Source organism: Dyadobacter luticola (assembly GCF_005860805.1).
Taxonomy (GTDB): domain Bacteria; phylum Bacteroidota; class Bacteroidia; order Cytophagales; family Spirosomataceae; genus Dyadobacter; species Dyadobacter luticola.
In genome coordinates, this window is record NZ_VCEJ01000002.1 from 604455 (window position 1) to 619818 (window position 15364).

Annotated in this window: 12 protein-coding genes; 5 read left to right on the top strand and 7 right to left on the bottom strand. The window is 47.9% G+C overall.

The annotated features are described in order from the left end of the window. Positions 1 to 10 precede the first annotated feature (10 nt). Entirely contained in the window at positions 11 to 874 is an 864-nt protein-coding gene (locus FEN17_RS27830) for an SRPBCC domain-containing protein (RefSeq protein WP_310589755.1), read from the top strand. A gap of 138 nt (positions 875 to 1012) precedes the next feature. Here FEN17_RS27830 and FEN17_RS02525 read toward each other — a convergent pair whose 3' ends face one another. Continuing rightward, a complete protein-coding gene (locus FEN17_RS02525; RefSeq protein ID WP_138363726.1) occupies positions 1013 to 3262 on the bottom strand; it encodes an ATP-binding cassette domain-containing protein in 2250 nt (749 codons plus the stop codon). Between the two features lie 129 nt (positions 3263 to 3391). On the opposite strand from FEN17_RS02525, the gene FEN17_RS27195 reads away from it, so the two are divergent. Together FEN17_RS27195 and FEN17_RS02530 are read left to right on the top strand one after the other, a co-directional pair. Next, on the top strand, positions 3392 to 3562 hold the full coding sequence (locus FEN17_RS27195; protein ID WP_171037820.1) for a hypothetical protein: 171 nt from the start codon (positions 3392 to 3394) through the stop codon (positions 3560 to 3562). 58 nt (positions 3563 to 3620) lie between these two features. Then, positions 3621 to 3920, top strand: coding sequence for a hypothetical protein (locus FEN17_RS02530; protein WP_205748093.1), 300 nt, complete (start codon positions 3621 to 3623; stop codon positions 3918 to 3920). Positions 3921 to 3995: 75 nt separating this feature from the next. Here the strand turns inward: FEN17_RS02530 and FEN17_RS02535 are convergent, their stop codons facing one another. The 4 genes from FEN17_RS02535 to FEN17_RS02550 all read right to left on the bottom strand — a co-directional run bounded on the left by FEN17_RS02535 (position 3996) and on the right by FEN17_RS02550 (position 10267). Further along, entirely contained in the window at positions 3996 to 5435 is a 1440-nt protein-coding gene (locus FEN17_RS02535; protein ID WP_138363728.1) for a TolC family protein, read from the bottom strand. Continuing rightward, positions 5425 to 8631, bottom strand: coding sequence for an efflux RND transporter permease subunit (locus FEN17_RS02540; protein WP_138363729.1), 3207 nt, complete (start codon positions 8629 to 8631; stop codon positions 5425 to 5427). Before FEN17_RS02540 ends, FEN17_RS02535 begins: the two co-directional genes overlap by 11 nt. Positions 8632 to 8659: 28 nt before the next feature. Continuing rightward, a complete protein-coding gene (locus FEN17_RS02545) occupies positions 8660 to 9742 on the bottom strand; it encodes an efflux RND transporter periplasmic adaptor subunit (RefSeq protein WP_138363730.1) in 1083 nt (360 codons plus the stop codon). Positions 9743 to 9850: 108 nt separating this feature from the next. Then, a complete protein-coding gene (locus tag FEN17_RS02550) occupies positions 9851 to 10267 on the bottom strand; it encodes a hypothetical protein (RefSeq protein WP_138363731.1) in 417 nt (138 codons plus the stop codon). Positions 10268 to 10677: 410 nt separating this feature from the next. On the opposite strand from FEN17_RS02550, the gene FEN17_RS02555 reads away from it, so the two are divergent. Both FEN17_RS02555 and FEN17_RS02560 read left to right on the top strand, forming a co-directional pair. Next, a complete protein-coding gene (locus tag FEN17_RS02555) occupies positions 10678 to 12423 on the top strand; it encodes an ABC transporter ATP-binding protein (protein WP_138363732.1) in 1746 nt (581 codons plus the stop codon). After that, positions 12407 to 14164 carry an ABC transporter ATP-binding protein gene (locus FEN17_RS02560; protein ID WP_138363733.1) on the top strand — a complete coding sequence of 586 codons (1758 nt, stop codon included), beginning with the start codon at positions 12407 to 12409 and terminating at the stop codon, positions 14162 to 14164. The genes FEN17_RS02555 and FEN17_RS02560 overlap by 17 nt, the downstream gene beginning before the upstream one ends. 73 nt (positions 14165 to 14237) lie before the next feature. On the opposite strand, the gene FEN17_RS02565 is transcribed toward FEN17_RS02560, so the two are convergent. Then, on the bottom strand, positions 14238 to 15038 hold the full coding sequence (locus FEN17_RS02565; protein WP_229208662.1) for a transglutaminase domain-containing protein: 801 nt from the start codon (positions 15036 to 15038) through the stop codon (positions 14238 to 14240). Between the two features lie 66 nt (positions 15039 to 15104). After that, positions 15105 to 15290: a hypothetical protein gene (locus tag FEN17_RS02570; RefSeq protein WP_138363735.1), complete on the bottom strand. Its 186-nt coding sequence runs from the start codon at positions 15288 to 15290 to the stop codon at positions 15105 to 15107. Positions 15291 to 15364: the final 74 nt, after the last annotated feature.

The following is a 15364-nucleotide window of genomic DNA, read 5'->3' on the forward strand; positions in this document are numbered from 1 at the left end:
ACAGCTTACAATCCGGCGCGAATTCCAGGCAGATCGTCATTTAGTTTGGGACTGTTACACAAAAAGTGAGCTCCTTGACCAGTGGTTTGCGCCCAAACCGCTGTCTACAAAGACAAAGTCCTTCGATTTTCGGGAGGGCGGTCACTGGCATTATGCCATGCTGGAACCGAATGGCAATGAATATTGGGGCTGGACCGATTACGTAAAAATCCAGCCAGTTGAGTATTATACGGCCCTCGACGCATTTTCTAATGCGGAAGGAGAAATCAACGAAAGCCTTCCACGCGCTGAGTGGCTCGTGACCTTTACCGATAAAGGAGACAATGCATTGGTCGAAACGGTCGTCACCTACAAATCGCTGTCAGATCTCGAAGCGGTTATCCAAATGGGAATGGAAGATGGAATGACCAGCACACTCGAAAAACTTGATGAACTATTATACACTTTAACAGACAAAAAAATGAGCGACAAGGTGACGGTTAATGCAACAATTGATGCGGATGCGGCGAAGGTTTGGGATTATTACACAATGCCTGAGCATATTACAAAATGGAATTTTGCGGACCCGTCCTGGTGCTGCCCTTCCGCTTCGAACGACATGCAGGTAGGAGGAAAATACGCCGCCCGGATGGAAGCAAAAGACGGAAGCTTCGGCTTCGACTTTGAAGCGGTTTACGACGAAGTTAACCCAGGCAAAAGTTTTGCTTATAGCATGCCAAATGGCCGAAAAGTTGACGTAGTTTTTGAACCTGCTGACGACAAGACAAATGTAAATGTGACGTTTGATGCGGAAACAGAAAACCCTGTCGAAATGCAAAAAGCCGGCTGGCAGGCGATTTTAAACAACTTTAAAGAATATACAGAGTCAAACTAACCGATCGGAGATAACGATTTGAAAAACGCTGTTACCGTTTAAATGGTAGCAGCGTTTTTTATTTTTACTACTATATAAATGAAACCCACCGGCTGCCGTCAGGCCTTGTGACAGACCGAGATAACGGTATCAAGGTTATTAAACCGAATTCCTCAGATAGACACTCGTAATCGATCCTTCCGCGCGCAATAATTCCACCGGCGTGCCTTCAAAAACGACTTTTCCGCCTTTGGTGCCGCCGTCCGGGCCCATATCAATGATCCAGTCTGCATTTTTGATGACATCCAGGTTGTGTTCGATGACGACCATGGTGTTGCCGGCGTCGACGAGGCGGTTCATGATGGAAAGCAGGTGGGTAATGTCCGACATGTGGAGGCCGGTGGTGGGTTCATCGAGGACGTAAACGCCGCTTTTTTTGTGCAGCTCGCTGGCGAGTTTGATGCGCTGACATTCGCCGCCGGATAATGTGCTCAGCGGCTGACCCAACGTAAGATAGTCCAGGCCGACGTCACTCATCGCCTGTAACTTTTGCAGGATTTCTTTTTGGGTAAAAAATTCAAGTGATTGTAAAACAGTCATTTCCAGTACATCGGAAATCGATTTTCCATCCAAATGATAGGCAAGTACCTGTTCCTTGAAACGCTTTCCCTCGCAAACTTCACAGGGCGTTTTGATGCCATCCAGAAAAGCCAGATCGGTATAAATAACACCCGTGCCCTGGCAAGTTTGGCACGCACCTTCGGAATTGAAACTGAACAAAGAAGCACTCACGCCGTTTGCTTTGGCAAATGCTTTCCGAAAATCGTCCATCACACCGGTGTAAGTGGCTGGATTAGAGCGGGTAGAGGTGCCCACGGCCGACTGATCGATCACTACTGCCTTGGGATGCTGTGCCAAAAATACCTGGTGAATTAAAGAGCTTTTTCCCGAGCCGGCAACGCCCGTCACCACGGTGAGTACACCTTTTGGAATGTCAACATTTACATGGTGCAGATTGTTGACATTCGCATTCACGACAGAAAGTTGGCCCGAAGGTTTCCGGAATTTTCCCTTGATCGGCAAGGATTGTTTGATATGTCGGCCGGTTAATGTATCTGCTTTCGAGAGATCAGTAAAACTGCCTTCAAACACAATGTGACCGCCTTTTGTACCGGCATGCGGGCCGACGTCGACAATGTGGTCCGCGACTTTGATCACATCCGGATCGTGCTCGACGACGATGACGGTGTTGCCTTTGTCCCGCAGTTTTCCCAGCAGCTCATTCAGGCGGTGTACATCTCTGGGATGCAGGCCCACGCTCGGCTCGTCGAAAATGTACATCACATCAATCAGGCTGCTGCTGAGATGTTTCACCATTTTCACCCGCTGTGATTCGCCGCCGGATAATGTGCTGGTTTCGCGGTCGAGGCTTAAATATTCCAGACCAATGTTGACCAAATGTCCGATCCGCTCAGTCAAAGTTGTGACCATGGAAGCGGCCAAAGGGCTCTCTATCTTTTTAATCAGATCCAGTAATTCCGAAACTTCCATCGCCGACATTTCGGCAATGTTCAGGCCTTCAATCTTGCAGCCCAGTGCCGCCTGGCTCAGCCTTGCGCCTTTGCAAAGTGGACAGGGGCGGAGTGCAATGTAGGGCGCGACCTGCTTCTGCGTGCGCTCGGATAATGTTTTGAGATCCCGTTTTATATATGCCCTTTCGAATTTCTCGATCACGCCGAGATAACTCGCATTCATCGTCCCGCCACCCACTTGCAGCTTGAATTTCAAATCCTTCCCATGCAGCAGCAAGTTCATTTCCTCAGGCGTGAAATCCGACAGTTTTTTATCATTATCAAAAAATCCTGAACTGGCGTAGCTGGCTTTTTCCCAGGTTGCAAACGTCGGCACTTGCACGGCGCCTTCATTCAGCGACTTGCTCATATCCAGGAAAGTATCGGATACAACACCCATTTTCTTGCCTAGCCCGTTACATTCCGGGCACATTCCCTGCGGGTCATTGAAAGAAAACGCATTGGAACCACCGATGTGGGGCTTTCCGATCCGCGAAAAAAGCAGCCGCAGCACCGGAGAAATGTCGGTGATCGTACCTAATGTTGAATGCGAATTCCCGCCAAGCCTCCTTTGGTCCACGACGATCGCCATGCTCAGGTTTTCGATCGCGTCGGCGTGAGGTTGGGCATATTTCGGTAGGAAGTTCCGGATAAACATGCTGAAATTTTCATTCAGCTGCCGCTGCGCCTCAGTTGCGATGGTATCAAAAACAATGGAAGATTTTCCGGACCCCGACACGCCGGTAAAGATCGTAATCTTCCGTTTCGGAATGCTTAAAGACACATTTTTGAGATTATTCTCCCGCGCACCGCGAATTTCAATGTATTCCTGAGGCATGTTGGATTTAGGTAAAGTGGAAGAATTGGCTGGAAAAGCAAATCAACGAAAATGCAACAACTTTTTAAGTATTTGTGAAATCAATTCACAAAATTTATATTTGGAAAAAACTATCACACGCTAGGATAAATGAGCAAATCTAGAAGGGAAAAATTAGTAGAAGAATTGCAGCAAATGATCGATGAGGCAGAAAGTCTGCTTATTAACACACCTAATAATGTGACAGCAGAAGAATATCAACATGCAATAGAAAGGATTAAATACCTGCGGGAAACATTGAAAAATGTATTGAAAATGTGAGGGCAATGGTTACTTATAAATATGTATTGAAATGAAATCTATAAATAAGACTAATACAGTGTTTGAAGAAGTTAGCCAGCTGCTTGATGATGTAGAATCTAAATTGATGGAACTGACAGGCAGCAAGCTGATTATCATGGATAAGGAATACAAGCTGCGTGAGTGGATGACCCTTTCCGACTACTGTAAGAAGTATCAGATTAAGCCCTCGCGGCTTTCTAACTGGATTGAGCGGGGTATTGTTCCAAATGGGAATTTAATTGTCATACCCGAACTGAATGGCTTGAAATTGATAAAAAACCAACCTTACGCGGCAAGGTCTTATGAAACCCGGGCAGTTCGAAGTGCAGTTAATTGATGCGTAAATTGTCAAACCAAAAAAAAGCCAGATCAACAGATCTGGCTTTCCTATTTTTAAAATCAACTAAAAACCTTAATTCCAGCCGCCGCCGAGTGCACGGTAAATATTGACCGTGGCATTCATTTGCTGCATTTTGGTTTCGATCAGGTCGAATTTTGATTCCAGGGCTTCGCGCTGGGTTAATAATACTTCCATGTAATCGGCGCGGGCTGAGGTGAAAAGTCGGTTTGCAATGTTGGTCGACTCGTTCAAAGCTTGCACCTCCCGGAATTTGGTATCGTAAGCCAAACCCAGATTATTAATGTTCGAAAGCTGGTTTACCACCTCGATATAAGCATTCAAAACAGTACGCTCATAGTTGTAAACTGCCTGGATTTGTCTTGCATTGGCACTGTAATATGTTGCCTGGATCGCATTTTTGTTAATCAGCGGTCCTGCAAGGTCACCTACCAGCGCACCCATTAGCGATTTTGGTACATTACCTAAATAAATCGGGTTAAATGCTTGTAAACCAATCGCCGCTGAGATTCCCAAAGAAGGATAAAAATTCGCTCTTGCGACCTGAATGTCCAGCTTTGCGGCTATCAGATCCTGCTCTACCTGACGCACATCCGGGCGGTTTTGCAGCAATTGCGCCGGGATACCAGCCTGCATGACATTCGGTACAAGGCTCTCGAAGCTGGTGGTATCTCTCAAAACAGGCTGCGGGTAGCGTCCCAACAGAAAGTTGATCCGGTTTTCAACCTCCACAATCCGCTGCCTGATGGCATACTGGCGGTTTGTGGTGTTAAGTACCTGCGCTTCAAACCTGCGCACGGCAAGTTCAGTAACACGGGTCGCCTCTTTCTGCATCTTCACAATTTTCAATGCATTGTTCTGGATCTCAATGTTCTGGCTCACGATGTTCAGCTGTGTGTCCAGGGCGCGCAGCTCATAGTAAGAGTTGGCGATCTCGGCTACAATGTTGGTCATCGTGAAATTCCGGCCCTCGATCGAGCTTAGATACCGGTACATGGCCGCTTTTTTCGCATTCCGCAGTTTGTGCCAGATATCTATTTCCCAGCGTGCAAAAAGGTTGATCCCAAAGTCCGGAAGCGGCTCGGGCGTTTCTCTTCCCGGCTTGATCTCGGTTGTAGCTTCGCTCGAACCTACCTGCGTGTAGCGACCTGCTTTTTCCACTCCGGCACCGCCGCGCAGACCGACAAAAGGCATGTATTCCCCTTGTCTGGCACGGATCTCGTTTTTAGAGATCGCGATTTCCTGCAAAGTAATGTTCAACTCCTGGTTATTGCTAAAAGCCGTGTCGATCAGGGCGCTGAGGTAGGGATCTGTAAAATAATCCCGCCATTTTATCTTACCCGTGTTAGTCGAATCCGTGCCCTGCGTCGCATTATAGCTGCTTGTCAGTGCCGGGTTGGGCGTTCTTTGTACCGAGTTTGGTGCATGGCATCCGTAGTATGTCAGGGCGACAAATGCCACCCCGACCCACTTTAATATTCTTTTATTGCGCATCGTTTTGAGTTTCTTGTGTTTGAGGGAAAGCGTCGACCGCGTGAACAAATTGCTCAGACAACGAGCCGTCATCTTCATCTTTGATCATTTTTCTGCCGTCGGCCAGAGAGCCGAAGATGACGTACAATCCTGGAATGATGATAACCCCGAAAATGGTACCGAACAACATACCGCCGAGCGCCGAAGCACCGATGGTACGGTTACCGATCGCACCTGCACCTGTCGCGCTGATCAGCGGGATCAAACCGGCGATGAAGGCGAAGGAAGTCATCAAAATCGGACGGAAACGTACTCTTGCTCCCTCGATAGCCGCATTCAGGATCGTTTCACCCTGGTGCCGTTTCTGGACGGCAAACTCGACGATCAACACCGCATTCTTACCCAACAACCCGACGAGCATGATCAGACCGATCTGTGCATAAATGTTGTTTTCCAGGCCCATCAATTTCAGCAATAGGAATGAACCAAACACCCCAACCGGCAGCGACAACACTACCGCGAAAGGAATGATGAAGCTTTCATATTGTGCGGCGAGTACGAAGTAAACGAATGCCAAAACGATCATAAATACTACCAGCGATTCATTTCCGCGGATCGATTCATCGTATGAAAGACCTTCGAATGCAATGTCATAACCTGTCGGCAATGTATTCGCAGCCACTTCACGGATCGCCGCGATGGCATCCGCTGTGGTATATCCTTTGGCAGGAAGTCCCTGGATCGCAGCGGAGTTATACAGGTTGAAACGCGTGATCTCATTCGGTCCCTGTCCTTTTTTCAATTTCATAAAAGAAGAATAAGGCACCATTTCACCTGCATCATTTTTTACAAAAAGCTTCAAAAGGTCAGATGGAAGACGACGGAAACTAGGGTCGGACTGCACATACACTTTAAAGAACTGGTTGAATCTTGTAAAACCCTGTTCGTAAGTACTACCGATCATAATGTTCAGGTTATCCATCGCTTTTCCGATCGATACGCCTTTTTGCATCGCCAGCTGATTGTCAATCTGCAATTCGTACTGCGGATAGTTGGCAGCGAAGAAGGTAAACAAACCGGTCAGCTCGGGACGTTTGGCCAGATCTTCCATGAATTTCTTGTTGATCTTGTCAAATTCCGCGTAATCGGTATCAGTCGTTTTATCCAGCAAACGCATAGAGAAACCACCGGAAGTACCGAAACCTGGGATCGCTGGTGGTTCAAAAAATTCAACCACGGCTCCAAGTCCTCTGGTTTTACCTTCAAGCTCTTCCATGATCTCCTTCACATTCAGCTTACGGTCGTGCCATGGTTTTAAGTTGATCAAACAGGTACCTGCGTTAGAACCGCGACCTTCTGTCATGATCTCGTAACCTGCCAGAGAAGATACCGATTCGATTCCTTCCACTTCCTCGCAAATCTTTTGAAGACGTCTTGAAACTTCATTGGTTTTTTCCAAAGTCGATCCCGGAGGTGTCTGGATGATCGCGTAGATCGTACTTTGATCCTCGTTTGGAATAAAACCTGCTGGAAGCACTTTGTTCACATAAACAATACCTGCGCAGAATGCCAGCAACACGCCCCAGGTTACCACCCGGCGGCTTACGATCCTTTTCAGCAAGCCTACATATTTTCCGGTTACCCGGTCAAAAACCCGGTTGAAACCGTCCAGCGATTTTGTCAGGATGTTTTTCTTTTTAGGATGTCCGTGGTGGTTTTGCAGCAGCATGGCGCAAAGTACCGGCGTCAATGTCAAGGCGATAAGTGCCGAGATTACGATGGAGCTCGCCATCGTGATCGAGAACTGGCGGTAGAATGTACCGACCGGACCAGACATGAAGGAGATCGGAAGGAATACCGAAACCATGACCGCGGTGATCGCGATGATCGCGCCGCTGATCTCTGCCAATACTTTTTTCACCGCATTAAAAGGCGAAATCCCAGGCTCTTCCTCAAACTTCGCGTGGACGGCCTCGACGACGACAATCGCATCATCGACCACAATACCGATCGCAAGTACCAATGCAAAGAGCGTGATCAGGTTGATCGAAAGCCCGAAACCCTGTATGACAAAGAATGCCCCGATCAGCGAAACCGGTACCGCAAGGATCGGGATCAATGTGGAACGCCAGTCGCCCAGGAAGACGAATACCACAAGTGCTACCAGGATAAATGCATCCCGCAATGTGTCGATTACCTGCTCGATAGACGCGTCAAGGAATTTCGATACGTCATAGCTGATCTTGTAATCCACGCCCGGAGGGAAGGTTTTCTTCATCACGGCGAGCTTCTCTTTTACTTCTTCAATCACGTCGCTCGCATTACTACCATAGTTTTGGCGTAGTACGATCGCCGCAGAAGCGTGGCCGTCAAGGTTAGAATAAATATCAAAAAACTCGCTACCCAGCTCCACTTTTGCAATATCCCTTAAATGGATACTTTCCCCGTTTGCGTTAGCCCGGATAATGATCCCTTCGTATTCTTCCGGCTTATCGTACCGGCCTTTATAGGTCAATACATATTCCAGTGATTGTGCTGCGATACCGGAGCTTTGTCCGATCCGGCCCGGGCGACCTACAATACTTTGTTCGCCCACCGCCTTCATCACTTCCTCAGTAGAAATGTTGTAGGCACGCATACGTTCCGGGTTCAGCCAGAGACGCATCGCATACCGGCGGCTACCCAGGATCTGCGCCCGCGCGATACCCTTTGTGCGTTGCAGCTCGGGGATCATTTTTACGGTCGCGTAGTTGAACAGGAATTTTTCGTCAATCGTCTCCGCTTTCGAGTACAGGTTGACGTACATCAACATACTAGGCTGTACCGGCGTGATGATAACCCCCTCACGTTGTACCAGTTCCGGCAAAAGTGGCATTACCTGGTCCACCCTTGTTTTTACCCGGATTACGGCCACGTTGGGGTCGGTCCCGGGCTCGAAGATGATCCTTAGCGTCGCCTCCCCCGCACTGGTTGCATCAGTTGCAATGTAACGCATGTCCTGCACCCCGTTGATCGCCTGTTCAAGGGTGATCAGCGTGGATTTTACGAGTACGTCCGCACTCGCACCAGGGTAGGCAATAAAAATGTTTACGGTCGTCGGGGCAATGTCCGGGAATTGGGAAATGGGTAATTTCTCAATCGCCAGAATGCCTATGAAGACGATCATGATCGAGATCACAATCGCAAAAACAGGTCTTCTTATGAATTGATTGAACATGTCTTTTTGTGCTTTTTAAGATACCTGACTATTCGGCGTACAGACTTAAATTCGAGATCACAGAATCAGGCTTCACGAACTTGGTGTGTATTTTCTCGTTCTCCTTCACCTGACGCAAACCTTCCAGCAGGATCTTATCATCCTTGGTCAGACCAGAGCTGACGACGAAAATATGCGGCAGCTCGGCGGCGATCTTGATCTCTCTTGAATGGATCACATTGTTTTTATCCAGTACAAAAACATATTTCTTTTCAAGTACCTCGAAAGTGGCTTTCTGAGGGATGATCAGCGCATTTTTGTAGGGAAGCTTTACTAGGATGTTACCTGTTTCTCCATGTCTCAGCAACCTGTTCGGGTTTGGGAATGTAGCCCTGAAAGCAATGTTACCCGTCTCATTATTGAAGTCCGCCTCGATCGTTTCAACTACCCCAGGATATTCAAAAATCTTATTGTTGGCCATCAGAAGGTTCACTTTCAGGCCTCCGTCTTTACTGATCTTCGTTTTGTAATCCAGGTATTCCGCCTCGGGAACATTGTAGTAAACCCACATTTTGCTGTTGTCCGAAAGGGTTGTCAGCAAATCGCCCTCGTCGAGCAAACTTCCCAGCCGCACCTGAAAATGGTCCATGATACCGTCAAAAGGTGCGCGGATATCGGTAAACCCAAGGTGCACTTTCGCCAGTCCCAGCTCTGCTTTCGCTTTGTCGAGTTTCGCTTTTGCCAGCGCCAGCTCGTTCTTCGAAACCACATTGCTGTCGGCCAGCGACTTGGTGTTTTTGAATTCGATCTCGGCAAAATTTGCTTCCGCTTCTGCTTTCTGTGCTTCGGCCTGGTAAACCATCGGCATGATCTGGAACATCATCTGTCCCTTTTTCACGGTCTGACCTTCGTCCACATATATTTTTTGCAGATATCCTCTTTCCAGCGCCCTCAATTCAATGTGGCTGATCGCGCGGATCTGGCTAACATATTCCTTGGTGACCAATGTATCTTTCTGTAAGGGGCTTGTAGTGAGGTAGTCAACCTCTTCTTCCTTCTCTTCTTTTTTTGATTCACAGCCTGTTTGCAGAAACAAAGCGCACAAGCTCATCAACATGAGAATTCTCTTCATGATCATTTTTAGATATTTAAAAATTATAGTTTTCTGACATTTTCCTGTTGTGTCGCCCGGCCTCATCGCCGGACATTTGCGGGGTTTCCGCTTAAAAAAGGGTTGGGATCAAATCCGTAAAACCCGAAGCCTCAGATACCTGCTGGAAGAGGAATAGAACCAGTGCGTAAAAAATGGCAAAACCTCCTTGACTTGGTCAAAAAGGTGGACAGGTATCTGGTTAAAAAATGAATAAAGATCGTTACAAGGCTGGGTATACGTTTTTGCAAACGCAGATTTATAAAGCTCTTCCTCTTTCTCTTCGGGATAAGTTCCGTCGTGAGATTTGGTGTCGGTATTTAGCTCGGCGCGGATGACGGCCTGGCGGTGAAAAGCATCGTTTAATGTGGCTTCCCCTGACTTTTCCAGGCGTCTCTGCAACCTCTGACGCGCTGCACTCCGGTGCGAATACGCCGAAGCGGTACCGCGTCCCACCAGCAGGAGGATAAACAGGAACACCACATATTTTCCCAGCGCCTTCATCATTTCAAAGCAGGGCTATGAGGTTGTGGGTAAGTGCCTCCGAGCCATTTCGGCGAGGCTGTTAAAATCCCTGTTTTATAATTTTTCATAGAAGTGAGCTTTATGTAATTGGTTACAAAAACCGCACATTTCTCTTAATAAGGTGTTAAAAGCAAGTTAAAAAGGGATTAAAATGTCGCGATTCGAACCAAAAATCTTAAAAAAAGACAATTCCGGAAAAAACAGGTCTACCCATGGTAACAAAGACCTTGGCCTGCCGCCGGAAACCGTTTTTGAAAGATTTTGTGGTCTGGTAAAATTCGAAGATTTAATATATCTATTTTGTTAAGTGTCGAGGTCTTGTATTAATTGAACTTTAATGACCCTGCGCCGCCCACTTTGCTATATTTGCGGACTGATTAAATATCCACCACATGTCTGAAAAAGCAAAAGGCCCGGACGCCGCACAACCGGGAATATTCAGCCTGCTGACGCCGTATAGGGGATTGATCGTCTTGCTCCTGCTCTGCGCGCTGCTTAGTAACGGGATCAATCTTTGGCTCCCAAAAATCATTGCCGATGGTATCGATGCCTATACCCACCAGCGTTTCGACCTGCATGCCATCCTCATCAAATTCTCAATTGCGGTCGTGCTGGTCTTCGTTTTTGGTTACATCCAAAGCATTATCCAGGTTTACGCCTCAGAAAAAGTAGCCCGTGATCTGCGGATGCGGTTGTCGGACAAAATTTCCCGGCAAAGTCATGCTTTTGTTGAAAAATCAAATCCTTCCAGGCTGCTGACCTATCTTACCGCGGATTCAGATTCTGTAAAACTGTTTGTCTCCCAGGCATTTGTGTCAATGGTATCTTCTGTTTTTATCATTGTCGGGGCCAGTATTCTTTTGTTGAGTATCAACTGGAAACTGGGGTTGGCTGTCATTGCGATCATCCCCATCATCGGCGGTGCATTCTTTTTAACACTGCGAAAAGTGCGGGCGCTTTTCGTGCAGAGCCGGGAGGTGATCGACTGGCTGAACAAGATTATTAACGAAAGTATTCTCGGCGCCGCGCTCATCCGGGTCGTCAATTCCCAGCAGCTTGAATATGCCAAGTTCCTGGAAGCCAATACAAAAGCAAAAAGTTTTGGGCTCGCTATCCTCAGCCTTTTTGCCGGTCTGATCCCGATCGTCACCTTCGTCGCCAACTTGTCCATGCTGACGATTCTGGTACTCGGCGGGCATTTTGTGATCGAGGGTACGATGACGCTCGGTAGTTTTGCAGCATTCAACAGTTACTTATCCCTGCTCATTTTCCCGATTCTCATCATCGGTTTTATGAGCAATGTAATCGCGCAGTCCACCGCCTCATTTCAGCGCATTTCCGCCGTTTTAAATGTCCCCGATCCAGTAATTAATCCCGGTCAAAAAACAGAATTAAAAGGTAATATCGACCTTCAAAATGTGTGGGTGAGATATGGTGAAAAACCGGCGCTGAAAGATGTAAGCATGTCGATCAAAGCAGGTGCAAAAACAGCGATAATTGGCCCCACTGCCGCTGGGAAAACGCAGCTTTTATATTTGTTAACCGGCCTCACAACGCCACAGGAAGGTACCCTGGAATTCGATTCAAAACCCATCGATTTTTACGATAGCGAGTCTTTTCACAGTCAGGTTGGATTTGTATTTCAGGACAGCATTGTCTTCAATATGAGCATCCGGGAGAACATTGCATTCAGTTCAAAAGTCACCGACGAATTGTTGCAAAAAGCCATTGAAACCGCTGAGCTGAATGCTTTCATAGAGAATCTTCCAGACAAATTGGATACCATCGTTTCTGAGCGCGGTTCAAGTCTTTCAGGCGGACAAAAACAGCGGATCATGCTGGCTCGGGCACTCGCTATCAATCCGAAAATTCTCCTGCTCGACGATTTTACAGCCCGTGTCGACAGCAATACCGAGAAAAGCATTTTGGCCAATGTTGAGCGCAATTATCCAGGCATTACATTGATTTCCGTCACCCAGAAAATTTCCGCTATCGAGCATTATGACCAGATTATTGTGCTCATGGAAGGCGAAGTGATCGGCAGCGGCACGCATCATGAACTGATGGAAACCAGCCCGGAATACGTACAGATTTTTAATTCACAACAAAGCACCAGCAATTATGAATTACGATCTTAACCAGCTTTCGGAGCAGCAGGAAAAAACCTCTACTTACAAGGCGTTGGGCAGGCTGCTGAAACTGATCGCGCATGAGCGGGGGAATCTCATGTTGGCGATGGTCGCGATCATTCTCAATACGTGCGTTAACCTGTTTGGGCCGTTTTTGATAGGTCATGCCATCGATAAGTATGTGGTTACCAAACAATTCCATGGCTTGCTGGTTTTCGGTAGCATTCTGTTGGCGATGTACCTGCTTGGGCTTGTCACCGCTTACAGCCAGACCAAGCTGATGGGCGGGGTAGGGCAGCGGCTGCTTTTTACCTTGCGTAATGCCATTTTCAGCAAATTACAGGAGCTGCCGATGGCGTTTTTTAATAATAACAAAGCCGGTGACCTGATTTCGAGGGTAAATAATGACACGGACAAAATCAATCAGTTTTTTTCGCAGTCCCTCATGCAGTTTATCGGCAGCATTTTTACCATCCTCGGTGCCGGGATTTTTCTGTTGTCGATCAACTTGAAACTGGGCGCCGCAACATTGGTACCTGCGGTATTTATGTTGTTTTTCACGATGGTGCTCTCGCCGTGGGTGAAGCGTACCAATGCGGCTAACTTGAAGAGTACGGGCGGTTTAAGTGCAGAAATCCAGGAAAGCTTGAACAATTTCAAAGTTGTGATCGCATTTAACCGTCGGGATTATTTCAGGGAGCGTTTCCAGGCAGTGAACCTGGATAACTACAAAACCGCGCTGCGTGCCGGGTTGGCGAATAACCTATTTATGCCGGTCTACACGCTTTTTGCCAACATTGCCCAGCTTGTGGTGCTCAGTTACGGCATTTACCTGATCAGTACGGGCGAATTCAGTGTCGGCTTGCTGGTGAGTTACCTGGCCTATGCGACCAACTTTTACAATCCGCTGCGGCAACTTGCGGCACTGTGGGCCAACTTCCAGGTAGCGATGGCCGGCTGGGACCGTATCTCGCACATTCTGACGATGGAAACCAATCTCGTCGAGCTCCCCGCCACCAAAAATGCGGCCGCCGGATCGTTGCTCGAATTCCGGAATGTGCATTTCAGCTACGATAGCCGCGAAATCCTGCATAACATTAATTTCAAAATGGAGCGCGGTAAAACCTACGCGCTCATCGGCCCGACGGGCGGCGGAAAAACCACCACTGCGTCGCTCATTGCCCGTTTGTATGATCCAAAAGAAGGCACAGTTCTACTCGACGGAAAGGACATTCGGGAGTATAGCGCGGAAGAACGCAGCCGCAAGATCGGCTTCATTTTGCAGGAACCCTTCTTGTTTAGCGGCACCATCCGCGAAAACATTCTGTATGGAAACGAGCATTTGAAAGATTACTCGTCCGAAAAATTGGAACAACTCATCCAAAGCACCAATCTTGGTGAGATACTATCCCTTTTTGAAGACGGTCTGGAAACAAAGGTAACTGCCTCGGGAGACAGCATTAGCCTGGGACAAAAACAGCTCATCGCCTTCATGCGCGCCGTTTTGCGCAGCCCGGAAGTGTTGATCCTCGACGAAGCTACTGCCAACATTGATACCGTCACGGAAAAATTATTGGGCGATATTTTGAAACAATTACCTGAAACAACCACGCAGGTGATCATCGCACATCGGCTCAATACCATCGAGAATGCAGATGAAATTTTCTTTGTCAACTCCGGAGAAGTAAACCGCGCCGGCTCACTGGATGACGCGCTCGCCATGTTACTGAAAGACAAGCGGAGTAGCTGATTTTCTTTTTGGTTTCTGTTAAAACAAAAAATGTCTGTCGTTTCCGGCAGACATTTTTATTCAAAACCTTTAACTATTGCGCTGGTTCCGGTTCAAGAAGCTGTACCTCAACATGCAATGATTTCAATGTGGCATTCCCGAACTGGGTCACCATCGCCACATCTGCGGCATCACGGCCGTGGGCAATTTCGATGCGGTAACCTTCGGTATGTTCCTGTACGGCGTCAAACGCGTACCACTCGCCGCCGATATATACCTCAAACCACGCATGCAAATCCATTTCCTGCAACTTGTCAAGATACCCGACCGTCATCCGCGCAGGGATGCTGAGGCTCCGGCAAAGCGCGAGCGCCAAGTGGGTAAAGTCGCGGCATACGCCGATTCGGTTGCGGGCCAGGTTCAGCGCCGTAGTCGTCGAATCCGTAACGCCATATTGATATTTCACATTGTTATGGATCCACTTCCGGATTTCTTCCACCTGATCGTAGCCAGGAACGAAGTTTCCGGCTATTTCCATCGCCAACTTGCCAATTTCCGGCAAATCAGACTCACAGTAGCGGCTTGGCAGAATGTACATCATTACTTCGTCGGGCAAATCGCCGACAAGCATATAGGAGGGCGGAGGCGTCGGGATCGGTTTGGTAATGTTCACCTGCGCCTGCACTTGCGTTGAGATCGTCACCTGTCCCACGGGCAGCACAAAGCGCTGGCACGGGTTTCCATAAACGTCGGTATATTCCGAAAAAGGCACCGACGGGCTCACCTCAAAACCTTCCTGGATCACAGATTGGCCGTCCTGGCGACGTGGGCGGAGCATGGTTGTCACATTGGTAGGCGCGTAAACATCATAAATGATTACGCTTTTGCCCTGCATTTTCATAGAATTCGCTTGATTTTAGTATACCTCACTCGCTATAAATCCTATGCCATTTGCCGGTTCTCAGAGCGGAACCAGCTCATCTTCCGCGAATTCTCCTTCTACTTCCTCGTTTTCTTCATTTTTATACTTCACCTTCACCCGGCCGCCATCTCCTGACCCACCGACCGAATATTCCACCACGCTCATTCCTGTGGTTCCATTCTTTTCCTTCACCCAATCCCCAGCCTTAAATTTTTGCTCGTCCATTGTTTTGTTCGTTTGATTGAGCAGGTTGACTGGAAAAAATTATTCCAGCCGGGTAGCGGCTGGAATGAGTAATA

What these genes read in the sequence shown, in the direction of transcription:
- FEN17_RS02525 (WP_138363726.1), bottom strand. Translation starts at nt 3,262, where the DNA reads ATGCCTCAGGAATACATTGAAATTCGCGGTGCGCGGGAGAATAATCTC.
- FEN17_RS27195 (WP_171037820.1), top strand. Translation starts at nt 3,392, where the DNA reads ATGAGCAAATCTAGAAGGGAAAAATTAGTAGAAGAATTGCAGCAAATG.
- FEN17_RS02535 (WP_138363728.1), bottom strand. Translation starts at nt 5,435, where the DNA reads ATGCGCAATAAAAGAATATTAAAGTGGGTCGGGGTGGCATTTGTCGCC.
- FEN17_RS02540 (WP_138363729.1), bottom strand. Translation starts at nt 8,631, where the DNA reads ATGTTCAATCAATTCATAAGAAGACCTGTTTTTGCGATTGTGATCTCG.
- FEN17_RS02545 (WP_138363730.1), bottom strand. Translation starts at nt 9,742, where the DNA reads ATGAAGAGAATTCTCATGTTGATGAGCTTGTGCGCTTTGTTTCTGCAA.
- FEN17_RS02550 (WP_138363731.1), bottom strand. Translation starts at nt 10,267, where the DNA reads ATGATGAAGGCGCTGGGAAAATATGTGGTGTTCCTGTTTATCCTCCTG.
- FEN17_RS02555 (WP_138363732.1), top strand. Translation starts at nt 10,678, where the DNA reads ATGTCTGAAAAAGCAAAAGGCCCGGACGCCGCACAACCGGGAATATTC.
- FEN17_RS02560 (WP_138363733.1), top strand. Translation starts at nt 12,407, where the DNA reads ATGAATTACGATCTTAACCAGCTTTCGGAGCAGCAGGAAAAAACCTCT.
- FEN17_RS02565 (WP_229208662.1), bottom strand. Translation starts at nt 15,038, where the DNA reads ATGCAGGGCAAAAGCGTAATCATTTATGATGTTTACGCGCCTACCAAT.
- FEN17_RS02570 (WP_138363735.1), bottom strand. Translation starts at nt 15,290, where the DNA reads ATGGACGAGCAAAAATTTAAGGCTGGGGATTGGGTGAAGGAAAAGAAT.